The organism is Pseudomonas sp. SYWMCR5 (assembly GCF_057197165.1).
Genome location: NZ_JBXUNH010000007.1, coordinates 212,594 through 239,324, shown reverse-complemented (window position 1 = coordinate 239,324; position 26,731 = coordinate 212,594). Strand labels below are relative to the sequence as shown.

The window sequence follows — 26,731 nt, the reverse complement described above, 5'->3', positions numbered from 1 at the left end:
GCGCCGGTCAGTGGCGCGCCTTGCGCACCCTGACCGGGACCGGCTGGGCCACCAGCACGATGCCGGAAAAGCCCAGCACCAGGAAACAGAACATCTGCCAGCGCTCCCCTACGGAAATCCCGTAGCGCAGCGTGTAGTAGCCGACACAGGCACCAAAGCCGAGCAACAGCATCTGGCCGCGGAACTGCCGCCACCAGGCCGCCAGGCCATCCACCCTCGCCAGCACTGCCAACTGGGTCAACAGCCCGAGCAGCGCCACGCCGATCAACCAGCGATCGATCTGCCCGGCGATGTCCTGCACCAATAATGGCGCAAGGCCGCTGACCTTCAGCGCCGGCACCAGCCCCACATGAAACACCCACAGGCCACCGACCCAGAATACCTGGGCCAGTTGCCAGAGGATGCCCTCGAGGGACGGCGCGCGCTGGCGCCGATCAGATGTGCTTGACTTCGACAATCTCGTACTCGACGGTGCCGCTCGGCGTCTTGACCACGACCGTATCACCCTCTTCCTTGCCAATGATGGCACGGGCGATAGGCGCGCTCGCCGAGAGCTTGCCTTTCTTGATGTCCGCTTCGTCTTCGCCAACGATCTGGTAGGTGACCTGATCGCCGGTCTCGGTGTTTTCCAGGTCTACGGTAGTCCCGAAGATCACCTTGCCGGTGTGGGCGATGGTGGTGACGTCGATCACCACCGAGTTCTGCAAACGGCCTTCGATGTCGCGGATACGCGCCTCGACCATGCCCTGCTCCTCACGGGCGGCGTGGTACTCGGCATTTTCCTTGAGATCGCCGAGCTCACGAGCCTCGCCGATCGCCTGGCTCAGACGTGGACGCTCGGTCTTGCTCAGGAACAAATGCTCTTCTTCCAGGGCGCGAGCGCCCTGGACGGTCATCGGGTACTTGGTAATGCTCATGCTTTCAGTCCTGCATGCAGATCCTGCAGGCGACGAACGGTCTTTTCGGGACCGAATTTCAGCGCCTCGCAGATGGCTTCACCTGCCGCAATGGTGGTCGTGCAGTAGATCTTGTGCTGCAGCGCATTGCGACGAATCGAGTAGGAGTCGGCGATAGACTGGCGGCCTTCGGTGGTGTTGATGATCAGCGACACTTCGTCGTTCTTGATCATGTCGACCACGTGCGGACGACCCTCGGTCACCTTGTTCACACGGCGCACTTTCAGACCCGCCGCTTCGATAACCTTGGCGGTGCCTGCAGTAGCAACCACTTCGAAGCCCAGGGCAATCAGGTCACGGGCAACGCCAGCCACTTGTGGCTTGTCGTCGTCACGCACGCTGATGAACGCGGTACCGCCGGTCGGCAGCACTTCGCTGGCGCCCATCTGGGCCTTGGCGAAGGCTTCACCGAAGCTGTCGCCGACACCCATGACTTCACCGGTGGATTTCATCTCAGGGCCGAGGATCGGGTCAACCCCCGGGAACTTGGCGAACGGGAAGACGGCTTCCTTGACGCTGTAGAAGTTCGGGATGATTTCCTGAGTGAAGCCCAGCTCTTTGAGGGTTTTGCCGGCCATGACGCGAGCCGCGATCATCGCCAGCGAGGTGCCGATGCACTTGGACACGAACGGTACGGTACGCGAGGCGCGCGGGTTGACTTCGATCACGTAGATCTTGTCACCCTGCAGGGCCAGCTGCACGTTCATCAGGCCGACGACGCCCAGCTCCAGGGCCATTTTCTTGACCTGTTCGCGGACTTCGTCCTGCACTTGCTGGCTGAGCGAGTAAGGTGGCAGCGAACACGCCGAGTCACCGGAGTGAACACCAGCCTGCTCGATGTGCTGCATGATCGCACCGATCACCACGTCGGTGCCGTCGCAGACCGCATCCACGTCCATCTCGATGGCGCAGTTGAGGAAGTGGTCGAGCAGGACCGGGCTGTCATTGGACACCTGGACCGCTTCGCGCAGGTAGCGCTTGAGTTCGTCCAGCTCATAGACGATCTCCATGGCACGACCGCCCAGTACGTACGACGGGCGCACGACCAGCGGGTAGCCGATACCGCCAGCAGCGTTGATGGCCTCTTCTTCGCTACGCACAGTGGCGTTTGGCGGCTGCAGCAGGTTCAGGCGCTGCACCATCTGCTGGAAGCGCTCGCGGTCTTCGGCGCGGTCGATGGCGTCCGGGCTGGTACCGATGATCGGCACCCCGGCTTCTTCCAGGGCACGGGCCAGCTTCAGCGGGGTCTGGCCGCCGTAGTGGACGATCACGCCCTTCGGCTTCTCGACGCGGCAGACTTCCAGCACATCTTCCAGGGTCAGCGGCTCGAAGTACAGGCGGTCGGAGGTGTCGTAGTCGGTGGAGACGGTTTCCGGGTTGCAGTTGACCATGATGGTCTCGTAACCGTCTTCACGCAGCGCCAGGGCTGCGTGTACGCAGCAGTAGTCGAACTCGATGCCTTGGCCGATACGGTTCGGGCCACCACCCAGGATCATGATCTTGTCGCGGGTCGACGGGTTGGCCTCGCACTCTTCTTCATACGTCGAGTACAGGTAGGCGGTGTCGGTGGCGAACTCGGCCGCACAGGTGTCGACGCGCTTGTAGACCGGGAACACTTCCAGCTTGTGGCGGTGACGACGCAGGTTCTTGTCGGTGATGCCGAGCAGCTTGGCCAGGCGCTGATCCGAGAAGCCCTTGCGCTTGAGGCGCAGCATGTAGTCCTTGTCGATGGCCGACAGGGCCAAGGTTTTGACCTTCTCTTCTTCCTTGATCAGATCTTCCATCTGCACCAGGAACCACAGGTCGATACCGGTCAGCTCGAAGATTGCTTCGATGGTCATGCCCGAGCGGATGGCGTCAGCCACGTACCAGATGCGCTCGGCGCCCGGCACGGTCAGCTCGCGCTTGAGGATGCTGGAAGCATCGGCGCTGGCCAGGTCGACTTTCGGGTCCAGGCCACAGGCGCCGACTTCCAGGCCACGCAGGGCTTTCTGCAAGGACTCCTGGAAGGTACGGCCAATGGCCATGACTTCACCGACCGACTTCATCTGAGTGGTCAGGCGGGCATCGGCTTTCGGGAATTTCTCGAAGGCGAAGCGTGGCAGCTTGGTCACGACGTAGTCGATGGACGGCTCGAAGGACGCCGGGGTGCGACCACCGGTGATGTCGTTCTGCAACTCGTCGAGGGTGTAGCCGATAGCCAGTTTGGCGGCGATCTTGGCGATCGGGAAGCCAGTGGCTTTCGAGGCCAGGGCCGACGAACGAGAAACCCGCGGGTTCATCTCGATCACGACCATGCGACCGGTGTTAGGGCAGATACCGAACTGCACGTTGGAACCGCCGGTTTCGACACCGATCTCACGCAGCACCGCCAGCGAGGCGTTGCGCATGATCTGGTATTCCTTGTCGGTCAGGGTCTGTGCAGGAGCAACGGTGATGGAGTCACCGGTGTGCACGCCCATCGGGTCGAAGTTCTCGATGGAGCAGACGATGATGCAGTTGTCCTTCTTGTCACGGACCACCTCCATCTCGTATTCCTTCCAGCCGATCAGCGACTCGTCGATCAGCAGTTCCTTGGTCGGCGACAGGTCCAGGCCACGGGTGCAGATTTCTTCGAATTCTTCACGGTTGTAGGCGATGCCGCCACCGGTGCCGCCCATGGTGAACGAAGGACGGATGATGCACGGGAAGCCCAGCTTCTCGAGGACCGCGTAGGCCTCTTCCATGCTGTGGGCGATACCGGAGCGCGGGCACTCAAGGCCGATGTCCTTCATCGCCTTGTCGAAACGCGAACGGTCCTCGGCCTTGTCGATGGTGTCGGCGTTGGCACCGATCATCTCTACGCCGAACTTTTCCAGAACGCCGTGGCGCTCCAGGTCCAGGGCGCAGTTCAGTGCAGTCTGGCCGCCCATGGTCGGCAGCACCGCGTCAGGACGCTCTTTTTCGATGATCTTGGCCACCGATTGCCACTTGATCGGCTCGATGTAGGTGGCGTCGGCCATGGCCGGGTCGGTCATGATGGTGGCCGGGTTGGAGTTCACCAGGATGACGCGGAAACCTTCCTCGCGCAGGGCCTTGCAGGCCTGGGCGCCGGAATAGTCGAATTCGCAGGCCTGGCCGATCACGATCGGGCCAGCGCCGAGAATCAGGATGCTTTTGATGTCTGTACGTTTTGGCATGGTTGTCACTCAAATCCGCGGGTCAGTCGGCAAGCCGTCTTGAACAATCTGGGTCAGGCGCTTCCGGACGCGGCGCATGCCGGTCCGGGGCCTTGATGCAGGATGCTCAGCGGCGCTTGGCCATGGCATCGATGAAACGATCGAACAGTGGCGCGACGTCGGTCGGGCCTGGGCTCGCTTCAGGGTGGCCCTGGAAGCTGAACGCGCTCTTGTCGGTACGCTCGATACCCTGCAGGGTGCCGTCGAACAGCGACTTGTGGATGGCACGCACGTTGCCCGGCAGGGTGGCTTCGTCGACGGCGAAACCGTGGTTCTGGCTGGTGATCATGACCACACCGGTATCCAGGTCCTGGACCGGGTGGTTGGCACCGTGGTGGCCGTGGCCCATCTTGACGGTCTTGGCACCGGAGGCCAGGGCCAGCAACTGGTGGCCGAGGCAGATGCCGAAGACTGGAATCTCGGTCTCGAGGACATCCTTGATCGCCTGGATCGCGTAGTCGCACGGCTCAGGATCGCCTGGGCCGTTGGACAGGAACACGCCGTCCGGATTCAGCGCCAGCACTTCGCTCGCCGGGGTCTGGGCAGGCACCACGGTCACACGACAGCCACGAGCGACCAGCATGCGCAGGATGTTCAGCTTGACGCCATAGTCGTAGGCGACGACGTGGTACGGCAGGTCGGCGGCCTCGATGGTCGGGTGGCTGTCGGTTTTCAGCTCCCACACGCTGGAACGCCACTCGTAGCGCTCCTTGGTGGAGACGACCTTGGCCAGGTCCATGCCCTTGAGGCCCGGGAAGGCACGGGCAGCGGCGATGGCCTGCTCTTCGGTGATGTTGTCACCGGCCAGGATGCAGCCGTTCTGGGCGCCTTTCTCACGCAGGATACGGGTCAGGCGACGGGTGTCGATGCCAGCGATGGCAACGACGTTGTTGGCCTTGAGGTAGTCCGGCAGCGATTGGGTGTTGCGCCAGTTGCTGGCCAGCAGCGGCAGGTCACGGATGACCAGGCCTGCGGACCATACACGGTTCGATTCGGCGTCTTCCGGCGTAGTGCCGGTGTTGCCGATGTGCGGGTAGGTCAGGGTGACGATCTGCTGCGAATAGGAAGGGTCTGTAAGGATTTCCTGGTAGCCGGTCATAGCGGTGTTGAACACCACCTCACCAACGGTTTGTCCGTCGGCCCCAATGGCCTCACCGCGAAAAATGCTGCCATCAGCAAGGGCGAGTATGGCTGGCTTTGTCAAGAAGACCTCCCGTAAATGACGCATGAAGGGGCGATCGCAGGTTGCAAAAAAGCGGAGTGCCGTATGGATACGTCACCCCGCTTTTATGTGCTGAATTCAATTCTCTGCGCGCTTTTAGTGGATACACTAAAGCTGTAGTCTACAGAAAAGTGAGGTTTCGGTCTACCGTATATGTGCCTCTAAAACACATAATTGCGACAGACTGGCGTCGGCGGTGGCTTCTTCGCGGGCAAGCCCGCTCCCACTGGATTTTTGCAAGCCTTCAGGTTCGTGTATTTCCTGTGGGAGCGGCGGTTCGCCGCTGCGACTTGTCCCGCGAACAAGCCACTGCCGCACTGACGCCTCAATGCAGCTCGAGCACATCCTGCATGTCGTACAGCCCAGGCTCGCGGCCATCCAGCCACAGCGCCGCACGTACGGCACCCTTGGCGAAAGTCATGCGGCTCGAGGCCTTGTGGGTGATCTCGACGCGCTCGCCCTCTGCCGCGAACAGCACAGTGTGATCACCGACCACGTCACCGGCACGCACAGTGGCAAAGCCGATGGTCTGGCGATCACGCGCGCCGGTCTGGCCTTCGCGACCATAGACGGCCACTTCCTGCAGGTCGCGACCCAACGCCTGGGCAACCACCTCACCCATGCGCAGCGCGGTACCCGACGGAGCGTCGACCTTGTGGCGGTGGTGAGCCTCGATGATCTCGATGTCCACCTCGTCACCCAGCACCCGCGCGGCAGTATCGAGCAATTTCAGGCACAGGTTGACGCCAATGCTGAAGTTGGCAGCGAAGACGATCGGAATCTCCTTGCCCGCCTCGACCAGCAGCAGCTTCTCTTCTGGCGAGAAGCCAGTGGTGCCGATCACCATGGCCTTGCCCGCCTTACGGCAGAACGCCAGGTTCTTCAGGGTCACCGACGGGTGAGTGAAGTCGATCAGCACATCGAACTCGTCAGCGACCTTGGTCAGGTCATCGGAGATCGGCACGCCGATACGACCCAGCGCCGCGAGCTCGCCGGCGTCGGCCCCCACCAGGGTGCTGTCCGGACGATCGATCGCCGCCGTCAGGCCAGCCTGGGGAGCCTGCTGCTGCACGGCTTCGACGAGGGTCTTGCCCATCCGCCCTGCCGCGCCCATTACCGCAATACGTCGCATAGCCTGTTCCTTGTCAGAGATCGCCGAAGAAGCGCTTCACACCCTCGAACCAGCCGCTGGCCTTGGGCGAATGGGAGCTGTCGCCTTCGAGCGAGTCACGCAGCTCTTCGAGCAGTTCGCGCTGGCGACGGCTCAGGTTGACCGGCGTTTCCACCGCAACACGGCACAGCAAATCGCCCGCCGCACCACCGCGCACCGGCGCCACGCCCTTGCCGCGCAGGCGGAACTGCTTGCCGGTCTGGGTGCCTTCCGGGATCTTCAACTTGACCCGGCCGTCCAGCGTCGGCACTTCCAGCTCGCCACCCAGCGCCGCATCGGTGTAGCTGATCGGCACTTCGCAGAACAGGTGCTTGCCGTCACGCTGGAAGATCGCGTGCTCGCGCACACTGATCACCACGTACAGGTCACCAGTCGGACCACCATGGGCCCCCGCCTCGCCCTCGCCAGACAGGCGGATGCGATCACCGGTATCGACGCCTGCCGGCACCTTGACCGACAGGGTCTTGTATTCCTCGACCCGTCCTTCGCCATGGCAGGCGTTGCAAGGGTCGGTGATGATCTTGCCCTGGCCATGACAGCGCGGGCAGGTCTGCTGCACGGAGAAGAAGCCCTGCTGCATGCGTACCTGACCGATGCCACCGCAGGTCGGGCACGTCGACGGTGTAGAGCCCTTCTTGGCGCCCGTACCGTCACAGGGCTGACAGTTGACCAGCGTCGGCACACGAATGTTGACCGTGGTGCCACGCACTGCTTCTTCCAGGTTCAGCTCGAGGGTGTAGCGCAGGTCACTGCCCCGCTGGGCACCACCACGGCCGCCGCCGCGACCGCCACCAAAGAAGTCGCTGAAGACGTCGCCGAAGATATCGGAGAAGTTCGCGCCGCCGAAACCGGCGCCACCGCCACCCATACTCGGGTCGACGCCGGCATGGCCGTACTGATCGTAGGCCGCGCGCTTGCTGGCATCGGAGAGCACTTCGTAGGCCTCGTTGGCCTCCTTGAATCTCTCTTCCGACTCTTTGTCGCCCGGGTTGCGGTCCGGGTGGAATTTCATCGCCAGGCGGCGATAGGCCTTCTTGAGGTCACCTTCGCTGGCGCCGCGCTCGACACCCAGGACCTCATAAAAATCACGCTTTGCCATAGGTCATTTGCACTCTTGAGGGCTTTCGGCATCTGTGCACCGTGCCGTCAGCACCTGCCGCAACACGCCTGATGCGCCCTGACAGATGCTGGAAATATTTCCCGTGTTCCAGACACGCCAACGCGGGAGCAAGCCCCCGCGCGGCGACATCCTACCAGTTCACCGACCAATGGCGATGAACCGGCCGACAACATGCAGGCATTAATGCTTGTTGTTGTCTTTCACTTCCTCGAACTCGGCGTCAACCACGTCATCGTGCTTGGCTTCCGGCTCGGCCTGCTGAGCGCCGTCCTGAGGCTGCTGTGCCTGTTGCTCGGCGTACATCTTCTGGGCAACTGGCGCGGAGACCTTGGACAGCTCCTCGACCTTGGCGTCGATGGCAGCCTTGTCGTCGCCCTTGACGGCAGCTTCCAGGGCAACCACGGCAGCTTCGATCGCAGCCTTTTCCTCGGCAGTCGCCTTGTCACCGGCGTCGACGACCATCTTGCGGGTCGAGTGAACCAGCGCATCACCCTGGTTGCGGGCAGCGGCCAGCTCTTCGAACTTGCGGTCTTCCTCGGCATTGGCCTCGGCATCACGCACCATGCGCTCGACTTCTTCGTCGGACAGGCCGGAGTTGGCCTTGATCACGATCGACTGCGCCTTGCCGGTGGCCTTGTCTTTCGCGCCGACATGCAGGATGCCGTTGGCGTCGATGTCGAAGGTCACTTCGATCTGTGGAACGCCGCGCGGGGCTGGCGGAATGTCAGCCAGGTCGAACTTGCCCAGCGACTTGTTCTGCGCAGCTTGCTTGCGCTCGCCCTGCAGAACGTGGATGGTCACTGCACCCTGGTTGTCGTCGGCAGTCGAGAACACCTGCGACTTCTTGGTCGGGATGGTGGTGTTCTTCTCGATCAGCGCGGTCATCACGCCACCCATGGTTTCGATACCCAGGGTCAGCGGGCTGACGTCGAGCAGCAGGACGTCCTTCACGTCACCGGCCAGTACTGCACCCTGGATGGCGGCACCCATGGCAACGGCTTCGTCCGGGTTAACGTCCTTGCGCGCTTCCTTGCCAAAGAAGTCGGCAACGGCTTTCTGCACCAGCGGCATACGAGTCTGGCCACCGACGAGGATCACGTCGTCGATCTTGCTCGCGTCGATACCGGCATCTTTCAGGGCGATGCGGCAAGGCTCGATGGTACGGCTGACCAGGTCTTCGACCAGCGACTCCAGCTTGGCGCGGGAGATCTTCACGTTCAAGTGCTTCGGACCGGTTGCATCAGCAGTGATGTACGGCAGGTTGACGTCGGTCGACTGAGCGGAAGACAGCTCGATCTTGGCCTTTTCAGCAGCTTCTTTCAGACGCTGCAGTGCCAGCGGATCGTTCTTCAGGTCCATGCCGGACTCTTTCTTGAACTCGTCGACGAGGTAGTCGATCAGGCGCATGTCGAAGTCTTCACCACCCAGGAAGGTGTCACCGTTGGTGGCCAGTACTTCGAACTGATGCTCACCGTCGACTTCGGCGATTTCGATGACCGACACGTCGAAAGTACCACCACCCAGGTCATAGACGATGACGGTGTGGTCGCCCTTGGCCTTGTCCATGCCATAGGCCAGTGCAGCGGCGGTCGGTTCGTTGATGATGCGCTTGACGTCCAGACCGGCGATGCGACCGGCATCCTTGGTAGCCTGGCGCTGGCTGTCGTTGAAGTAGGCCGGAACGGTGATGACCGCTTCGGTGACAGGCTCGCCGAGGTAGTCTTCGGCGGTCTTCTTCATTTTCTTCAGGACTTCGGCGCTGATCTGCGGCGGAGCCATTTCCTTGCCAGCGGCCTCGACCCAGGCGTCACCGTTGCCGGCCTTGACGATCTTGTACGGGACCAGCTTGATGTCTTTCTGCACGACGTCTTCTTCGAAGCGGCGGCCAATCAGGCGCTTCACTGCGAACAGGGTGTTGTGCGGGTTGGTGACGGCCTGGCGCTTGGCCGACTGACCGACCAGGATTTCGCCGTCGTTGGCGTAGGCCACGATCGAAGGGGTGGTACGCGCACCTTCGGCGTTCTCGATGACCTTGACGTTACCGTTTTCCAGAATGGAGACGCACGAGTTGGTCGTCCCCAGGTCGATACCGATGATTTTGCCCATGTTAACTCTCCCGAAACTTGAATTTGGTAGCAGCGACTACTTTGGCCAACTGCGGTAATACTTGAAGGCTTGACACCTAGATGGGGATGCCCCGGCGGATTTCAAGCCTTTTCATCGATAGAAGGCTGGGGCGCTGCCGGCGCCTTGCTGACCACCACCATGGCGGGGCGCAGCAGGCGACCGTTGAGCAGATAACCCTTCTGGAACACGTTGAGCACGCTGTTCGGCTCTACCTCGGCGTTTTCCTGCATGGCCATGGCTTGGTGATGCTCAGGGTTGAACGGCTGGCCATGGGGATCGACGGCTTCGAGGTTGTAGCGCTTGAGGGTGTCCTGGAACATCTTCAGGGTCAGCTCGACACCTTCGCGGATCTGCTTGACGTTCTCGTCATCGGCACTGGAGTGGGCCAGGGCCAGTTCCAGGCTGTCGATCACCGGCAGCAGGTCGCCGGCGAATTTCTCCAGGGCGAACTTGTGAGCCTTCTCGACGTCCTGCTCGGCACGACGGCGGATGTTCTGCAGGTCTGCAGCCACGCGCAGCGACTGATCCTTGGCGGCGGCCAGCTGCTCCTCGAGCACCTGGACGCGGGCACCGAGATCTTCGGAGCCGGCTTCTTCGGCGTTAAGGTTTTGTTCATCCAGCTGTTCGTCAGCCATCGGGTCTCTCCTCCGCAATTTCTGGTGTACAGGTCATGCCTGCCTTGTCTGCCGGTTATATGGGGTCGGAAAAAACAGGTTCAAGGGGCGAGCGGCATTTCCACATTCATCAGGCGAGCATTGGCAGGCAGGAAAAAAGTACTGTATAAATAACCAGACATGACCTTTGGGAGTGGCCCTCATGCTGGTGCACCTGTCCATTCACAACTACGCCATCGTCGAGCACCTCGACCTCGAACTCGCCCGCGGAATGTCGGTGATCACCGGCGAAACGGGCGCTGGCAAGTCGATCATGCTCGACGCGCTTGGCCTGGCGCTGGGCGACCGCGCCGACAGTGGCGTGGTACGACCCGGCGCCGACAAGGCCGACCTGCTTGCCACCTTCGACCTGGTCGATATCCCCGAAGCCCGCACCTGGCTGGCAGAACGCGACCTCGACACCGACGGCCCGTGCATCCTGCGGCGGGTGATCACCGCCGAAGGCCGCAGCCGCGGCTACATCAACGGCACTCCCTGCCCGCTTGCCGACCTCAAGGCACTCGGCGAGCTGCTGATCGACATCCACAGCCAGCACGAGCACCAGTCGCTCCTCAAGACCGACACGCATCGTCGTCTGGTCGACGAGTACGCCGGCGCCGTCGACCTCGCCCGCCAGGTGCAACTGGCAGCCCAGCGCTGGCGCCAGACCCGCCTGGAGCTGGAGCGCCTTTCCAACTCCGGCGACGAGCAACGCGCCCGTCATCAGCTACTGAGCTACCAGCTCGAAGAGCTCGACAATCTGGGCCTTGGCGAAAACGAGCTGGAACAGCTTGAGCACGAGCACAAGAACCTGACCAATGCCGAAGCCCTGTTCGGCATCTGCCGCCAGGTCATCGATCAATGCAGCGAAAGCGACTCCGGCAACGTGCTCAGCGCCCTGACGGTCAGCCTCAATCGCCTGACCGCCGTGAACAACGCCCCCAAGGCATTGGGCGAAGCCGTCAACCTGATCGCCAGTGCGCAGATCCAGATCGAGGAAGCGGTTGGCGAGCTCAACCGCTTCCTCGATCACTTCGACGCCGACCCTCTGCGCCTGCAAGCACTGGAAGAGCGGCTCGACACCCTCTATACCCTCGCTCGCAAGCACCGCGTGCACCCGAGCGAGTTGCCACACCTACAACAGCGCCTGATGGAAGAGCTCGAAGGGCTCAACGCCAGCGATGAATCCATCGAGCGCCTGGGCGGCGAGCTGGCCGCCTATGCACAGCACTATAAAGAGAAGGCCGTCGAGCTCAGCAATCTGCGCCGGCAGGCCGCAGCGCAACTGGCGGTGGCGGTCGAGCAGGAGATCCAGCGCCTGGGCATGCCCGGCGGGCGCTTCTGTATCGAGCTGTCGCCCAACGAGAGCGGTGAGCTTTCGCCCCACGGGCTGGAGCAGGTCGAGCTGCTGGTCAGCGCCAACCCCGGCCAACCGCTCAAGGGGCTGGCCAAAGTGGCTTCGGGAGGTGAGCTGTCACGCATCAGCCTGGCCATTCAGGTCATCACCGCACAAACCTCGCGCATTCCCACACTGGTCTTTGACGAAGTGGACGTGGGCATCGGCGGCCCGACCGCCGAGATCGTCGGCCAACTGTTGCGCCGCCTGGGCGAGCGCGGCCAGGTCCTGACCGTCACCCACCTGCCGCAGGTTGCAGCCCAAGGGCACCATCACCTGTTCGTGCACAAGGTACGCAACAGCGACACCACCCATACCGCCGTGGCCAGCCTCGGCAAGCGCGAGCGGGTCGAAGAAGTGGCACGCATGCTGGGTGGGATAGACCTGACCAAAGAGTCCCTGGCGCATGCGCGCAAGATGGTAGTCAGCGGCAAGGCCTGAGGCAGCTCACTCCTCGACCCGCGCCAGAAAGCACAAAGGCGACCCGAAGGTCGCCTTTGCTGTTAATAACGATCGAAATCGTTACTTTTTCTTACGCACATACAGGACCAGGTTGTGGTCCACGAGCTCGTAGCCATGTTCGGCGACGATCTCTTTCTGACGGCGCTCGATCTCCGCATCCATGAATTCGATCACTTCGCTGGTGTCCACGTTGACCATATGGTCGTGGTGTCCGCCATCGGCCAGCTCGAACACCGCGTGGCCGCCATCGAAGTTGTGGCGAACCACCAGACCCGCAGCTTCGAACTGGGTCAGTACGCGGTAGACGGTCGCCAGACCGACATCCTCACCCGCTTCCATCAGCGCCTTGTAAACATCCTCGGCGCTCATGTGACGCTGCTCGGTCGAATCGAGCATCTGAAGGATCTTGACTCGAGGCAGGGTCACCTTGAGACCGGCTTTGCGCAATTCGCTATTTTCAACCATGGTCAGCTTTCTCGCCGATGCTGCTTCGCAGCTTCTCTTAATACGGGTATGATCGGGGTTTACGTTGTCCAGCCAAGATAGTGGAAGTCGCCCACCGATGCAAAACACCAAGCTCTTGCTAACCAGCCTCACCCTCGTGGGACTGCTCGCACTCGCCGGTTGCTCGTTTCCCGGGGTTTACAAAATCGACATCCAGCAGGGCAATGTCGTCACGCAGGACATGATAGACCAATTGCGCCCCGGAATGACCCGACGGCAAGTAAGGTTTATCATGGGCAACCCACTCCTGCAGGACACCTTCAACACCAATCGCTGGGATTATCTCTACAGCATCCAGCCTGGCGGCGGTAAGCGCCAGCAGGAGCGCATGAGTATCTTCTTCAACGAGAGCGACCAACTGGTCAGCCTTTCCGGCGACTTCATGCCGGGCGTAAGCCGCGACCAGGAAATCCTGGGCGGCAGCAGCACCACGACCGTCAGCCCGGCCAACCAGCCGTCTCAACAGCCGGAAAAACCAGCCAAGGCTGGCTCGACGGAAGAGTCGATCCAGCGCGAAATCGACACCATCGAGACGACCCCGGTGCCTACGCCGGCGCCACTGGAGACCTCGCCGCAATAACGGCATGGCCCATGAAAAAGCCCGGACATGGTCCGGGCTTTTTATTGCGCAGCGTATACAGCAACAACCTTACCCGCGTGCAGCCTTGGCCTTTTCGGCTCGCTGTCTGCGCATCGCCTTCGGGTCCACCAGCAGCGGCCGGTAGATTTCCAGGCGTTCACCCTCCTCTACCTGACGCTGATGCGGTTCGGCAACGACCTTGCCAAACACGCCCACCGGGCAGCTTTCAATATCCAGCCCTGGCACTTGCGCAGCAATGCCAGACAACCGCAAGGCCTCACGCAGCGTCACGCCATGCGGCACCAGACACGCCAGCAGCCATTGGCGCTCGGCAGTCGCGTAGGCCACCTCGATACGCAGGGTCTCAGCCATGAAGCTGTTTGGCGCGCTGGCAGAAGGCATCGACGAGGGTGTTGGCTGCCTGGTTGAACAATGGCCCGAGGGTGGCGCGCACCAGCGGCCCGGCATAATCGAACGACAGGTCGAGGCTGATCTTGCAGGCTTTTTCGCCCAGCGCCTTGAACACCCATACGCCATGCAACTGGGTGAAGGGTCCTTCTTCCAGGTTCATCTCGATGGATTGCCCCGGCACCAGCACATTGCGCGTGACGAACTGCTGGCTCATGCCGCCCTTGGCCACCTCCAGCTTCGCCCGCATGTGGGTGTCACTCGCCTCGAGCACCGTCGAGTCCGAGCACCAGGGAAGAAACTCAGGGTAGCTGGCCACGTCGTTGACCAGGTCGTAGAGCGCCTGGGCAGGGTATGGCAGCAGGGCGGAGCGTTGAATATGGGTAGTCATCCAGGCATCACTTCCAAGCTGGGCGGCAGCGCATCACAGCGCTTCGGAACGGTTCCGTGCAACGGAACGAGGCCTGCATTGTCCGGGATTCATCCTGCAGGCTCAAGCGCACCGAACCCCATAGCCAGAGGACGTGGCGACTGCCTATAATGCCGCCCCTATGGCTAAGCAAAAGAAACATCCGACCGGGACCATCGCGCAGAACAAGAAAGCGCGACACGATTACTTCATCGAACACAAGTTCGAGGCCGGGCTGGTCCTGTCCGGTTGGGAAGTAAAAAGCCTGCGGGCCGGCAAGGCGCACCTGACCGACAGCTACGTGCTGCTCAAGGATGGCGAAGCCTGGCTGTTCGGCAGCCACATCACCCCGCTGAACACCGCCAGCACCCACGTCATCGCCGACCCCATGCGTACCCGCAAGCTGCTGCTGAACAAGCGCGAGCTCGAGCGCGTGGAAGCTGCCGTGGCGCAGAAAGGCTACACCTGCGTGGCCTTGGCGCTGTACTGGAGCAAGCACCTGATCAAGTGCGAAATCGCGCTCGGCAAGGGCAAGAAGGAGTTCGACAAGCGCGACACGATGCGCGAGCGCGACTCCAACCGCGAGCTGCAGCGTGCGGTGCGCAACAAGGGCAAGGAAGAGTAGATCTTCTTCAGCGGGCAAGTCGCAGCGGCGGTTCGGCGCTTCGGCTTGCCCGCGAATGCTGCAACACCTGTCTAGCGCCCGCTGCGTCGCTCCGCACGCGCCACGCGCTGAGCTTCCTGCTGCGCCTCTTCCAGCACTTCCTGCACATACAGGATGTGCCGGCTCGACACCTCCCGCGCATCTTCCGCACGCCCCTCGACGATCGCCTCGTACAGTTCGCGATGCTGACTGATCAGCATGTCGCGCGTCTCCGTGCGCTGCTGGTACATGCCCCCGATGTTGGTCACCACATTGCGCTTGAGCAGGTCGAACAGGCCACGAATGGTATGCAGCAGCACGGCATTGTGGCTGGCTTCGGCAATCGCCAGATGAAAACGCGCATCCGCAGCGCCTTCTTCTGCACGACTGACCTCATCGACGCGGGCATAGCAGTCCTGCAGCGCATCGAAGGCGGCCTTCAACCGCGCCCGATCCGGCTCGGTAGCACGCTGGGCTGCGTAGAAGGCGCATGAGGCCTCAAGGGTGTGACGAAACTCCAGCAGGTCGCGCTGAGCCTCAGGGTTGTGCTCGAGCAACTGCAACAAGGGATCACTGAACGTCGATCCCAGCGACTCGGCCACATAGTTGCCGCCCCCCTGGCGGCTGACCAGCAGCCCCTTGGCCACCAGTTTCTGGATCGCCTCGCGCAACGACGGGCGGGAAACGCCAAACTGTTCGGCCAGGGCGCGTTCGGCGGGCAGGCGCTGCCCTGAGGTCAACGTCCCCTCGAGAATCATCCCTTCCAGTCGATCGACGATATCGTCGGACAGGCGCCGTTGGCGGACCTGATCAAAAACCATCACATGCTCTCCACAAACCCCGGCACCGATTTCGGGGCGCCTATTCTGCGCCTATCCGCGGCAGCCCGACAGATATTCCTCGATTGATCCGACGCGATCTCGCCATCCGCTCATCGGCACTCGACCAAAGTTTTGCTTGGGACAAATTGACACACCCCGTATCCGGCTTTTAACCTAGCGACCAGTCATTGTAAATTGGTCTTACCAATTATCCAATGCCAGTGCTGACCAACAACAATTAGGGGTCACCCCATATGCAAACCTGGCAACAACTCTACACACCGCTTGGTAGTCTCGGCCTGTCCGCACTGGCGGCGGTCATCCCCATCGTGTTCTTCTTCCTCGCCCTCGCCGTGTTCCGCCTCAAGGGCCACGTGGCAGGCAGCATTACCCTCGGCCTGTCGATCCTGGTGGCGATCTTCGCCTTCCAGATGCCTGTCGACATGGCCCTTGCCGCAGCAGGCTATGGCTTCCTCTACGGCCTCTGGCCGATTGCCTGGATCATCGTTGCCGCGGTGTTCCTGTACAAACTCACGGTCAAGAGCGGCCAGTTCGAAGTCATCCGCAGCTCGGTGCTGTCGATCACCGACGACCAGCGCCTGCAGGTGCTGCTGATCGGCTTCTGCTTCGGTGCCTTCCTTGAGGGTGCAGCGGGCTTTGGCGCCCCTGTGGCCATCACCGCCGCACTGCTGGTGGGCCTGGGCTTCAACCCGCTGTATGCCGCCGGTCTGTGCCTGATCGCCAACACCGCGCCGGTCGCCTTCGGCGCCTTGGGTATCCCGATCATCGTCGCCGGGCAGGTGACCGGCATCGACGCCTTCCACATTGGCGCCATGACCGGCCGCCAGTTGCCACTGCTGTCGCTGTTCGTGCCGTTCTGGCTGGTGTTCATGATGGATGGCCTGCGTGGCGTGAAAGAGACCTGGCCCGCCGCGCTGGTCGCCGGCCTGAGCTTCGCCGTGACCCAGTACTTCACCTCCAACTTCATCGGTCCTGAACTGCCGGACATCACCTCGGCCCTGGCAAGCCTGATCGCCCTGACCCTGTTCCTCAAAGTCTGGCAGCCCAAGCGCGCGTTCGCCGAGGCCAAGGGCAGTGTCGGTGCAGCCGTGGTCAGCAGTGACGGCAGCCAGCCTTCGCCGTACAGCTTCGGCGAGATCTTCAAGGCCTGGTCGCCATTCCTGATTCTCACCGTGCTGGTGACCATCTGGACCCTCAAGCCCTTCAAGGCCGCATTCGCGCCGGGCGGTGCGATGTACAACTTCGTGTTCAACTTCGCCATCCCGCACCTCGATCAACTGGTGATCAAGACCGCGCCGATCGTGACCGCGCCTACCGCAATGCCGGCGGTGTTCAAGCTCGACCCGATCTCCGCCACCGGCACCGCGATCTTCCTGTCGGCACTGATCTCGATGTGGGTCTTGAAGATCAACTTCAAAACTGGTCTTACCACTTTCAAAGAGACCTTCTGGGAACTGCGCTGGCCGATCCTGTCGATTGGCATGGTGCTGGCCTTCGCCTTCGTCACCAACTACTCGGGCATGTCCTCGACCATGGCGCTGGTCCTGGCCGGCACCGGCGCGGCGTTCCCGTTCTTCTCGCCGTTCCTGGGTTGGCTGGGCGTGTTCCTGACCGGCTCCGACACGTCGTCCAACGCCCTGTTCAGCTCGCTGCAGGCCACCACCGCGCACCAGATCGGCGTCAGCGACACCTTGCTGGTCGCCGCCAACACCAGCGGCGGCGTGACCGGCAAGATGATCTCGCCGCAGTCGATCGCCGTGGCCTGCGCCGCCACCGGCCTGGTCGGCAAGGAGTCGGACCTGTTCCGCTTCACCGTCAAGCACAGCCTGTTCTTCGCTACCATCGTCGGCCTGATCACCCTGGTCCAGGCCTATTGGCTGACCGGTATGCTGGTTCATCACTAAAGTGACAGGGGCCGGGCGCCCTCATGCGCCCGGCAGCTCCCTCAACCCACGCTGCGAGAATCCATGATCATTTCCGCCTCCACCGACTATCGCGCCGCGGCCCAGCGCAAGCTGCCCCCCTTCCTGTTCCACTACGCCGACGGCGGCGCCTACGCCGAGCACACCCTGCGCCACAACGTCTCGGACCTGGCCAGCATCGCCCTGCGCCAGCGGGTCCTGAGAAACATGTCGGAGCTGAGCCTTCAGACCCGGCTGTTCGACGAAACCCTGAGCATGCCCGTGGCCCTGGCCCCGGTCGGCCTCACCGGCATGTACGCGCGCCGTGGCGAAGTGCAAGCGGCGCGCGCGGCGGCGGCGCACGGCATTCCCTTCACCCTGTCCACGGTGTCGGTCTGCCCGATCGAGGAAGTGGCGCCGGCCATCGACCGGCCCATGTGGTTCCAGCTATATGTCCTCAAGGACCGCGGCTTCATGCGCAACGCCCTGGAGCGCGCCAAGGCCGCCGGGGTGAAGACGCTGGTGTTCACCGTCGACATGCCCGTGCCCGGCGCCCGCTACCGCGACGCCCATTCCGGCATGAGTGGCGCCAACGGCCCGATGCGTCGCGTGCTGCAAGCCATGACCCACCCTGAATGGGCCTGGGACGTCGGCGTGATGGGACGCCCGCACGACCTGGGCAACATTTCCACCTATCGCGGCAACCCGACCGGCCTTGCCGACTACATCGGCTGGCTGGGCAACAATTTCGACCCGTCGATTTCCTGGAAGGACCTGGAGTGGATCCGCGAATTCTGGGACGGCCCGATGATCATCAAGGGCATCCTCGACGCCGATGACGCCCGTGACGCCGTGAGGTTCGGCGCCGACGGCATCGTCGTCTCCAACCACGGCGGCCGCCAGCTCGACGGCGTGCTGTCCAGCGCCCGCGCCCTGCCGGCCATTGCCGACGCGGTCAAGGGTGACTTGAAGATCCTCGCCGACTCGGGCATCCGCAGCGGCCTGGACGTGGTGCGCATGATCGCCCTGGGCGCCGACACGGTGCTGATCGGCCGCGCCTTCCTCTGGGCCCTGGCCGTGCATGGCCAGGCTGGGGTGAAGAACCTGCTGGAGCTGTTCGAGAAAGAAATGCGCGTGGCCATGGTACTGACCGGCGCCAAGTCGATCGGCGAGATCAGCCGCGATTCGCTGGTACGCGAGCTGGGCGCCTGAGCCCTTACGAAACAAACGCCTGATAGTCCGGGGCACGTCGCGCGCCAGACGCGCCGGCCCCGCGAGGAGATTGCATGAGCCTGCCTGCTGCGTTCCTGCGTGATGCCGAGCGCCTGATCCCTGCCGAACGCCGTTTCGACGACCCGACTTCGACCCTGGCCTTCGGCACCGACGCCAGTTTCTACCGGCTGATCCCCAAGCTGGTGGTGCGCGTCGAATCCGAGGACGAGGTGGTCGAGCTGATCCGCCTGGCCCAGCGCGAGCGCGTGCCGGTAACCTTCCGTGCCGCTGGCACCAGCCTTTCCGGCCAGGCCATCAGCGATTCGGTGCTGATCGTGCTGGGCGACAACTGGAACGGCCGCGAGATTCGCAACCAGGGCGAACAGATCCGCCTGCAGCCCGGGGTCATCGGTGCCCAGGCCAATGCCTGGCTGGCCCCCTATGGGCGCAAGATCGGGCCAGATCCGGCGTCGATCAATGCCTGCAAGATCGGCGGCATCGTCGCCAACAATGCCAGCGGCATGTGCTGCGGCACCGCGCAGAACACCTACCACACCCTTGCCGGCCTGCGCCTGGTGCTGGCCGACGGCACTCGCCTGGACAGCGAGGATCCGGCCAGCGTCGCCGCCTTCGAACAAAGCCACGCCGCGCTGCTCGACGAACTTGCCCGCCTTGGCCGTGAGACCCGCGCCAACACCGAACTGGCCGACCGTATCCGCCACAAGTACCGGTTGAAGAACACCACCGGCCTCTCGCTCAACGCACTGGTGGACTACGACCAGCCGCTGGACATCCTTCAGCATCTGCTGGTCGGCTCCGAAGGCACCCTGGGCTTCATCAGCGCAGTCACCTACGACACCGTGCCCGACCACCCGCACAAGGCCAGCGCCCTGCTGGTGTTCCCCAGTGTCGAAAGCTGCTGCCGAGCGGTGACCGTGCTCAAGCGCCAGCCCGTGTCGGCGGTCGAGCTGCTCGACCGCCGCAGCCTGCGCTCGGTGCAGGAGATGCCAGGCATGCCGGCCTGGGTGAAGGGCCTGTCAGACAACGCCTGCGCCCTGCTGATCGAGTCCCGCGCCGCCAGCCAGAGCCTGCTGCACGAACAACTGGCGCAGGTGATGGGGTCCATCGCCGAGTTCCCGCTCGAGCAGAAGGTCGAGTTCAGCGAAGATCCGGCGGTGTACAACCTGCTGTGGAAGATTCGCAAGGACACCTTCCCCGCTGTCGGCGCCGTGCGCCAGACCGGCACCACAGTGATCATCGAAGACGTAACCTTCCCGGTCGAACAACTGGCCGAAGGCGTCAACCGCCTGATCCAGCTGTTCGACAAGCATCACTACGACGAGGCGATCATTTTCGGCCACGCGCTGGAAGGCAACCTGCACTTCGTTTTCACCCAGGGCTTCAACAGCGCCGAAGAAGTTGCGCGTTACCAGGCCTTCATGGAGGACGTTGCGCAACTGGTGGCGGTGGAATTCGGCGGTTCGCTCAAGGCCGAGCACGGCACCGGACGCAACATGGCGCCCTTCGTCGAGCTGGAATGGGGCAAGGACGCCTACCAATTGATGTGGGCACTCAAGCGCTTGCTCGACCCCAACGGCATCCTCAACCCGGATGTGGTGCTCAGCAGCGATCCAGACATCCACCTGAAAAACCTCAAGCCACTGCCGGCGGCCGACGAGATCGTCGACAAATGCATCGAGTGCGGCTTCTGCGAGCCGGTGTGCCCGTCCAAAGGGCTGACCCTCAGCCCGCGCCAGCGCATCGTCATGTGGCGCGATATCCAGGCCAGGCGCCGTGCCGGTCTCGACACCCGCGAGCTGCTGCAGACCTATCAATACCAGGGCCTCGACACCTGTGCCGCGACCGGCCTGTGCGCCCAGCGCTGCCCGGTGGGGATCAACACCGGCGAGCTGGTGAAAAAGCTTCGCGGCGAGGCCGCCGGCCATCTGAAGACCGCCGACTGGCTGGCCGAGCACTTCCACTCGGCCCTCAGCGGCGCACGCCTGACCCTCGCCGCAGCCAACGGCGCCCGCAAGCTGCTCGGCGCCCCGCGCCTGGGACGCCTCAGCAGCGGCCTGCGCAAGGTCAGCAACGGTCGCCTGCCGCAGTGGACACCGGCCATGCCGCAACCGCTCAAACCGATCGACTTCGGCCCGGCAAGCCACGATGCACGACCTCGGGTGGTTTACCTCGCGGCCTGCGTGTCGCGCGTCATGGGCCCGGCCTATGGCGATCGCGAGCAGCGCTCGTTGCTGGACAAGACCCGGGCCCTGCTGGAAAAGGCCGGCTACCAGGTGATCTTCCCCGACAACGCCGACAACCTCTGCTGCGGCCAGCCATTCGCTTCCAAGGGCTATGCCGAGCAGGCCGAGCACAAACGCCAGGAACTGATCGCCGCCCTGCTGCATGCGAGCCGCGGCGGCCTCGACCCGATCTACTGCGACACCAGCCCCTGCACCTTGCGCCTGGTACAGGACCTGGGGGAAACCCGACTGGATCTTTACGACCCGGTACGCTTCATCCGCACGCATCTGCTCGACAAGCTGGAGTTCACCCCGCAGGAGGAACCTGTGGCCGTGCATGTCACCTGCAGCACCCAGCACCTGGGCGAAAGCCAGGCGCTGATCGACCTCGCGCGGCGTTGCAGCAAGCAGGTGGTGATTCCCGAGGGCATCCATTGCTGCGGGTTCGCTGGCGACAAGGGCTTCACCACGCCGGAGCTCAATGCCCACTCCCTGCGCAGCCTGAAAGATGCCGTGCAGTACTGCAGCGAAGGGATTTCCACCAGCCGGACCTGCGAGATCGGGCTTTCGAGCCATAGTGGTATCGACTATCACGGGTTGGTCTATCTGGTGGACCGGGTGACGCGCGCACGAGCTATCTGAGGTCAGCCCAATCCCTGTGGGAGCGACGGTTCGCCGCTGCGACTTGTCCCGCGAACACGGGCGTAGCCCGTGCCAGGCAGCGCGGTGTCGTTTTCGCGGGTAAACCCGCTCCTGCAATGGGAGCGGCTACCCAGGCTATTGCCCAACAGCCCGCAACCATTTGTTACAAGTAAATGCTAATCTGCAGCCCCCTCCCTCCGCTGCCGTTGGCCCCTGATGTCTGAGTCCGCACCGTTGCTGTTGCGTCACCACCGTCCTTTCATCGCCTTCTGGCTTGCGCGGGTCTTCACCGCCAGCGGCTTCCAGATGCTCACCGTGGCCATCGGCTGGCACCTCTACCAGCTCACCGGCAACGTCCTGGACCTGGGCCTGGTCGGCCTGGTCGAGTTTGCCCCCCGGGTGCTGTTCATGCTGCACACCGGGCATGTGGCAGACCGCTACGACCGGCGCAAGGTCGCCGCCCTGTGCCAGTGCCTGCAAGGGCTCATTGCCCTGGCCCTGGCGCTGGGCAGTGCCACCGACAGCGTCACCCGCGAACTGATCTTCGTGCTGGCGTTCCTGCTCGGTGCCACCCGCTCCTTCGAGATGCCCGCAACCCAGGCACTGCTGCCCAACGTGGTGCCGCCGAGGCTGTTCCCGCGCGCCGTCGCTGCGTCGGCGTCGGCGACCCAGGCAGCGACCATCGTCGCCCCGGCGGTCGGCGGCCTGCTGTACGCCTTCGGCAGCATCTGGGTGTATGGCCCGACCGTATTGCTGTACGCCATCGCCTGCCTGCTGATGCTCACCCTCGATTCGCGCCAGCAAACACCTCAACGCGGCCGTGCCAGCCTGGAGTCGCTGCTGGCCGGCATCCGCTTCATCCGCAGTCGCCCAGACATCCTCGGCGCCATCTCGCTGGACCTGTTCGCCGTGCTGCTGGGCGGTGCCACGGCGCTGCTGCCGGTGTTCGCCAAGGATATCCTGCTCACCGGCGCCTGGGGCCTGGGCCTGCTGCGCTCGGCCCCGGCGGTGGGCGCCTTGTTGATGTCGCTGTGGCTGGCGCGCTTCCCGGTGGAGCGCAAGGTCGGCCGGACCATGTTCACCGCCGTGGGTGTGTTCGGCGTGGCGACCATCGCCTTCGGCCTGTCGACCTCGTTCTGGTTCTCGCTGGCGGTGCTGGTGGTACTGGGCGCGGCAGACATGATCAGCATGGTCATCCGTAGTGCTTTCGTGCAGCTGGAGACACCGGATGAAATGCGCGGCCGGGTCAGCGCGGTGAACGGGCTGTTCATCGGCGCCTCGAATCAGCTCGGCGAGTTCGAATCCGGGGTCACTGCGCACTGGTTTGGCACAGTTCCGGCGGTGGTGCTGGGTGGCGTGGGCACGCTGGTGGTCACTGGCGTGTGGATGAAGCTGTTCCCGACCCTGGCCAACCGCGACCGCATGCACAATCCGCAATAGTCTTCATGGGGCTGCCTGGCAGCCCTTTCGCGGCACCAGGCCGCGCCGACAGCGGGCGCCACGCCACAAAGACCAACAGCCATAGGCCCCCGCCCCCCATGCTGGTATGATGCGCGGCTTTTTTCCGCCCCCACAAAACCACGGCAACCGGTACGGTCTGTGCTTTGCTGATGGGGTCGAATACATTCACGGCGCCGCGGCGCCATGGGAGCAGGCATGCTGGAAAGGCTGTTTCAACTAAAAGCACACAACACCAACGTGCGCACCGAGATCCTCGCGGGCGTCACCACCTTCCTGGCGATGGCCTACATCCTGTTCGTCAACCCGAGCATCCTCGGCGAAACCGGCATGGACAAGGGCGCGATCTTCGTCGCCACCTGCCTGGCCGCGGCCATCGGCTCGGTCACCATGGGCCTGATCGCCAATTACCCGATCGCCCTCGCTCCGGGCATGGGCCTGAACGCCTTCTTCACCTACACCGTGGTCCTGCACATGGGCCACACCTGGCAGGTGGCACTGGGCGCGGTATTCCTCTCGGCAGTGCTGTTCTTCCTGCTGTCGATCTTCCGTATCCGCGAGTGGATCGTGAACAGCATCCCGCTGCCGCTGCGCTCGGCGATCGCTGCGGGCATCGGCCTGTTCCTGGCGCTGATCGCCCTGCACAACGCTGGCATCGTCGTCGATAACCCGGCCACCCTGGTGGGCCTGGGCGACCTCAAGCAGCCTGCACCGATCCTTGCCACCCTCGGTTTCTTCCTCATCGTCGGCCTCGAGTCGCTGAAAGTGCGCGGCGCTGTGCTGATCGGCATCCTCGCCGTGACCGTGGTGTCGATCCTGGTGGGGGCCAGCCAGTTCGGCGGCATCGTTTCCATGCCGCCGTCGCTGGCCCCGACCTTCCTGCAACTGGACATCAAGGGCGCACTGGACGTCGGGCTGATCAGCGTGATCTTCGCCTTCCTGTTCGTCGACCTGTTCGACAACTCCGGCACCCTGATCGGCGTGGCCAAGCGCGCCGGGCTGATGGGCAAGGACGGCCACATGCCGAAAATGGGCCGTGCGCTGATCGCTGACAGCACCGCAGCCATGGCCGGCTCGCTGCTGGGCACCTCGACCACCACCAGCTATATCGAATCGGCCGCAGGCGTGAGTGCCGGCGGACGCACCGGCCTGACCGCCATCGTGGTGGCCGTGCTGTTCCTGCTGGCCCTGTTCTTCGCGCCCCTGGCCGGTAGCGTGCCGGCCTACGCCACCGCGCCGGCACTGCTGTTCGTTGCCGTGCTGATGGCCTCGGGCCTGGCCGAGATCAACTGGGACGACGTCACCGAGGCCGCGCCGGTGGTGGTCACCGCCCTGGCCATGCCGTTGACCTATTCGATCGCCAACGGCATCGCCTTCGGCTTCATCGCCTGGACCGCCATCAAGCTGATCTCCGGTCGTCACCGCGACCTGAACCCGGCCCTGGTGATCCTGTCCATTCTGTTCGTCATCAAGCTGGGCTGGTTCAACGCATGAGTGCCGTCTTCGACCCTTCGCAATACACGACCCAACTGCAGGCCAAGGTCGAGCGCCTGCGCGAGCTGCTGGCGCCCTTCGATGCACCGCAACCTGCAGTGTTCGAGTCGCCGCGCGAGCACTATCGCCTGCGCGCAGAGTTCCGCCTGTGGCGCGAAGAGGGTCAACGCCACTACGCGATGTTCGCCCCGGGCGAAAAGCACAAGGCAATTCTGATCGACGACTTCCCTATCGCCAGCCAGCGCATCAATGACCTGATGCCCCGCCTGAAGGCCGCCTGGCAGGGCAACGAAGACCTGAGCAATCGTCTGTTCCAGGTCGAGTTCCTGACCACACTGGCTGGCGATGCCATGGTCACCCTGTGCTATCACCGCCCGCTCGACCAGGCCTGGGAAGCCGCCGCGCAGCAACTGGCCGCGCAACTGGGCGTCAGCGTGATCGGTCGCTCCAAGGGCAAGCGCGTGGTGATCGGTCGTGACTATGCCGTGGAGAAACTCGATATCGCCGGCCGCACCTTCAGCTACCGCCAGCCTGAAGGCGCCTTCACCCAGCCCAACGGCGCGGTGAACCAGAAGATGCTCGGCTGGGCCTGCGAGGCGATGGGCGAGCGCAGCGACGACCTGCTGGAGCTGTACTGCGGCAACGGCAACTTCACCCTGCCCCTGGCCACCCGCGCGCGCCAGGTGCTGGCCACCGAGATCAGCAAGACCTCGGTCAACGCCGCCCTGCACAACCTCGACGAAAACGGCATCGACAACGTACGCCTGGTGCGCCTGTCGGCCGAGGAACTGACCGAGGCGCTGAATGAGGTTCGCCCATTCCGTCGTCTGGAAGGCATCGACCTGAAAAGCTACGACTTCGGCACCGTTTTCGTCGACCCACCGCGCGCCGGCATGGACCCGGACACCTGCGAGCTGACCCGACGTTTCGAGCGCATCCTGTACATCTCCTGCAACCCCGAGACGCTGGCGCAGAACATCGCCCAACTGCACGATAGCCACCGTATCGAACGCTGCGCGCTGTTCGACCAGTTCCCCTACACCCATCACATGGAAAGCGGGGTCCTGCTGGTCAGGCGCTGATCCGCGCACTGCGGGGTCGAGCAGACCCCGCCGCACGCACCCAAGGAGCGATGTGCCGATGGACCAATTGAGCGCCATGCAGACCTTCCGCCGAGTCGTCGACCTCGGCAGTTTCAGCGCCGCCGCCCATCAGGCGGGCGTGTCTCACACCGTGCTGTCGCGCCAGGTGAAGAACCTCGAGCGCGAACTCGGCACGCAACTGCTCAACCGCACCACCCGCAGCCTGCAACCCACCGAAGCGGGCATGCTGTTCTACCGCCACTGTGTGTTGATTCTCGAACAGATGCAGGCCATGAACCTGGAGCTGTCCGAGCACCAGCAACAGCCCACTGGCACATTGCGCCTGAGCGTTGCCACCGCCTTCGGAGAGCTCGAATTGGGCCACTGGCTGCCGGATTTCGCGGCACGGTACGAGCACCTGCAGATCGAGCTCAGTTGCACCGATCGCTTCGTCGACCTGATCGAGGAGGAAGTGGATGTCTGCCTGCGGATCACCGACCACCTGCCCGACTCCAGCCTGGTCGCACGCCTGCTGGCGCCCAGCCCGGTCATGCTGGTGGCCGCACCGGGCTACCTCGAACGCCAAGGCATACCCACCACGCCCGACGCACTGAAGGACCATCCGCTACTTGGCTACAGCCGCCTCACCCATCCCCAGCGCCTGCAGCTCAGCGGTCCGCAAGGTGCCCAGCAGGACGTGCTGATGCCCAGGCGGCTGAGCGCCAACTCGCCGATGGCCCTGCGTGCAGCCGCCATCGGTGGCTTGGGTATCGCCAGCTTCGACCGTTTCATCGTGCATGACGCCTTGCGCGACGGGCGCCTGGTGCCGGTGCTGGCCGATTGGCGATTGCCGGGGCGCAGCCTGTATGCCGTCTACCCGCAGAGCCGATATCTGGCACCGAAGGTACGCGCACTGCTCGACTACGTGCAGCACTACTACGGAACGCCGCGCTGGGAAGATTGATTGGTGCAACAAAAGCACAAGTCA

General features: G+C 63.4%; 22 protein-coding genes. 10 read left to right on the top strand and 12 right to left on the bottom strand.

The window, feature by feature from the left end; translation table 11 throughout:
• Positions 1 to 7: 7 nt before the first annotated feature.
• The 8 genes from AC2CGW_RS19355 to grpE form a co-directional block, all read right to left on the bottom strand.
• Positions 8 to 457, bottom strand: a complete 450-nt coding sequence (locus tag AC2CGW_RS19355; protein WP_081255198.1) for an MFS transporter — start codon at positions 455 to 457, stop codon at positions 8 to 10.
• Positions 435 to 917: a transcription elongation factor GreA gene (gene greA, locus AC2CGW_RS19350; protein ID WP_081255197.1), complete on the bottom strand. Its 483-nt coding sequence runs from the start codon at positions 915 to 917 to the stop codon at positions 435 to 437. The genes AC2CGW_RS19355 and greA overlap by 23 nt, the downstream gene beginning before the upstream one ends.
• Positions 914 to 4,135, bottom strand: a complete 3,222-nt coding sequence (carB, locus tag AC2CGW_RS19345) for a carbamoyl-phosphate synthase large subunit (RefSeq protein ID WP_125930812.1) — start codon at positions 4,133 to 4,135, stop codon at positions 914 to 916. The genes greA and carB overlap by 4 nt, the downstream gene beginning before the upstream one ends.
• Positions 4,136 to 4,241: 106 nt before the next feature.
• Positions 4,242 to 5,378, bottom strand: coding sequence for a glutamine-hydrolyzing carbamoyl-phosphate synthase small subunit (gene carA / locus AC2CGW_RS19340; RefSeq protein ID WP_186669398.1), 1,137 nt, complete (start codon positions 5,376 to 5,378; stop codon positions 4,242 to 4,244).
• A 343-nt stretch (positions 5,379 to 5,721) separates the two neighbouring features.
• Complete coding sequence (dapB, locus tag AC2CGW_RS19335; protein ID WP_186711517.1) at positions 5,722 to 6,528, bottom strand: 4-hydroxy-tetrahydrodipicolinate reductase; 807 nt, start codon at positions 6,526 to 6,528, stop codon at positions 5,722 to 5,724.
• A 13-nt stretch (positions 6,529 to 6,541) separates the two neighbouring features.
• Positions 6,542 to 7,666, bottom strand: coding sequence for a molecular chaperone DnaJ (gene dnaJ / locus AC2CGW_RS19330; RefSeq protein ID WP_186669394.1), 1,125 nt, complete (start codon positions 7,664 to 7,666; stop codon positions 6,542 to 6,544).
• 201 nt (positions 7,667 to 7,867) lie between these two features.
• Positions 7,868 to 9,793 (bottom strand): molecular chaperone DnaK, encoded by a 1,926-nt coding sequence (gene dnaK, locus AC2CGW_RS19325; protein WP_484574456.1) that lies wholly within the window; start codon positions 9,791 to 9,793, stop codon positions 7,868 to 7,870.
• Between the two features lie 101 nt (positions 9,794 to 9,894).
• The gene (gene grpE, locus AC2CGW_RS19320; RefSeq protein ID WP_112897268.1) at positions 9,895 to 10,449 is read right to left on the bottom strand and encodes a nucleotide exchange factor GrpE; all 555 of its coding nucleotides are present in this window, start codon (positions 10,447 to 10,449) and stop codon (positions 9,895 to 9,897) included.
• 181 nt (positions 10,450 to 10,630) lie between these two features.
• On the opposite strand from grpE, the gene recN reads away from it, so the two are divergent.
• On the top strand, positions 10,631 to 12,304 hold the full coding sequence (recN, locus tag AC2CGW_RS19315; protein WP_186720377.1) for a DNA repair protein RecN: 1,674 nt from the start codon (positions 10,631 to 10,633) through the stop codon (positions 12,302 to 12,304).
• Positions 12,305 to 12,385: 81 nt separating this feature from the next.
• Here recN and fur read toward each other — a convergent pair whose 3' ends face one another.
• Positions 12,386 to 12,790: a ferric iron uptake transcriptional regulator gene (gene fur, locus AC2CGW_RS19310; RefSeq protein WP_046788147.1), complete on the bottom strand. Its 405-nt coding sequence runs from the start codon at positions 12,788 to 12,790 to the stop codon at positions 12,386 to 12,388.
• Between the two features lie 97 nt (positions 12,791 to 12,887).
• Here fur and AC2CGW_RS19305 point away from each other — a divergent pair, with 97 nt between their 5' ends.
• Positions 12,888 to 13,409 (top strand): outer membrane protein assembly factor BamE, encoded by a 522-nt coding sequence (locus AC2CGW_RS19305; RefSeq protein ID WP_054892627.1) that lies wholly within the window; start codon positions 12,888 to 12,890, stop codon positions 13,407 to 13,409.
• Between the two features lie 69 nt (positions 13,410 to 13,478).
• Here AC2CGW_RS19305 and AC2CGW_RS19300 read toward each other — a convergent pair whose 3' ends face one another.
• Together AC2CGW_RS19300 and AC2CGW_RS19295 are read right to left on the bottom strand one after the other, a co-directional pair.
• Positions 13,479 to 13,781, bottom strand: coding sequence for an RnfH family protein (locus AC2CGW_RS19300; RefSeq protein ID WP_186711903.1), 303 nt, complete (start codon positions 13,779 to 13,781; stop codon positions 13,479 to 13,481).
• The gene (locus AC2CGW_RS19295) at positions 13,774 to 14,208 is read right to left on the bottom strand and encodes a type II toxin-antitoxin system RatA family toxin (protein ID WP_054892629.1); all 435 of its coding nucleotides are present in this window, start codon (positions 14,206 to 14,208) and stop codon (positions 13,774 to 13,776) included. The genes AC2CGW_RS19300 and AC2CGW_RS19295 overlap by 8 nt, the downstream gene beginning before the upstream one ends.
• Positions 14,209 to 14,368: 160 nt before the next feature.
• Here AC2CGW_RS19295 and smpB point away from each other — a divergent pair, with 160 nt between their 5' ends.
• The gene (smpB, locus tag AC2CGW_RS19290) at positions 14,369 to 14,851 is read left to right on the top strand and encodes an SsrA-binding protein SmpB (RefSeq protein WP_027917703.1); all 483 of its coding nucleotides are present in this window, start codon (positions 14,369 to 14,371) and stop codon (positions 14,849 to 14,851) included.
• Positions 14,852 to 14,922: 71 nt separating this feature from the next.
• On the opposite strand, the gene AC2CGW_RS19285 is transcribed toward smpB, so the two are convergent.
• The gene (locus tag AC2CGW_RS19285; protein ID WP_065864952.1) at positions 14,923 to 15,690 is read right to left on the bottom strand and encodes an FCD domain-containing protein; all 768 of its coding nucleotides are present in this window, start codon (positions 15,688 to 15,690) and stop codon (positions 14,923 to 14,925) included.
• Between the two features lie 254 nt (positions 15,691 to 15,944).
• Between AC2CGW_RS19285 and AC2CGW_RS19280 the strand changes: the two genes are divergently transcribed.
• From AC2CGW_RS19280 to AC2CGW_RS19250, 7 genes are all read left to right on the top strand, one after another.
• Positions 15,945 to 17,615 carry a lactate permease LctP family transporter gene (locus AC2CGW_RS19280; RefSeq protein ID WP_484574455.1) on the top strand — a complete coding sequence of 557 codons (1,671 nt, stop codon included), beginning with the start codon at positions 15,945 to 15,947 and terminating at the stop codon, positions 17,613 to 17,615.
• A 63-nt stretch (positions 17,616 to 17,678) separates the two neighbouring features.
• Complete coding sequence (gene lldD, locus AC2CGW_RS19275; RefSeq protein WP_112897265.1) at positions 17,679 to 18,824, top strand: FMN-dependent L-lactate dehydrogenase LldD; 1,146 nt, start codon at positions 17,679 to 17,681, stop codon at positions 18,822 to 18,824.
• A 74-nt stretch (positions 18,825 to 18,898) separates the two neighbouring features.
• Positions 18,899 to 21,709: an FAD-binding and (Fe-S)-binding domain-containing protein gene (locus AC2CGW_RS19270; RefSeq protein WP_288375637.1), complete on the top strand. Its 2,811-nt coding sequence runs from the start codon at positions 18,899 to 18,901 to the stop codon at positions 21,707 to 21,709.
• 216 nt (positions 21,710 to 21,925) lie between these two features.
• The gene (locus tag AC2CGW_RS19265; protein ID WP_484574454.1) at positions 21,926 to 23,149 is read left to right on the top strand and encodes an MFS transporter; all 1,224 of its coding nucleotides are present in this window, start codon (positions 21,926 to 21,928) and stop codon (positions 23,147 to 23,149) included.
• A gap of 216 nt (positions 23,150 to 23,365) precedes the next feature.
• Positions 23,366 to 24,661: an NCS2 family permease gene (locus AC2CGW_RS19260; protein ID WP_054892635.1), complete on the top strand. Its 1,296-nt coding sequence runs from the start codon at positions 23,366 to 23,368 to the stop codon at positions 24,659 to 24,661.
• Positions 24,658 to 25,743 (top strand): tRNA (uridine(54)-C5)-methyltransferase TrmA, encoded by a 1,086-nt coding sequence (trmA, locus tag AC2CGW_RS19255; protein WP_186669377.1) that lies wholly within the window; start codon positions 24,658 to 24,660, stop codon positions 25,741 to 25,743. The genes AC2CGW_RS19260 and trmA overlap by 4 nt, the downstream gene beginning before the upstream one ends.
• 58 nt (positions 25,744 to 25,801) lie before the next feature.
• The gene (locus AC2CGW_RS19250; protein WP_484574453.1) at positions 25,802 to 26,707 is read left to right on the top strand and encodes a LysR family transcriptional regulator; all 906 of its coding nucleotides are present in this window, start codon (positions 25,802 to 25,804) and stop codon (positions 26,705 to 26,707) included.
• Positions 26,708 to 26,731 lie beyond the last annotated feature (24 nt).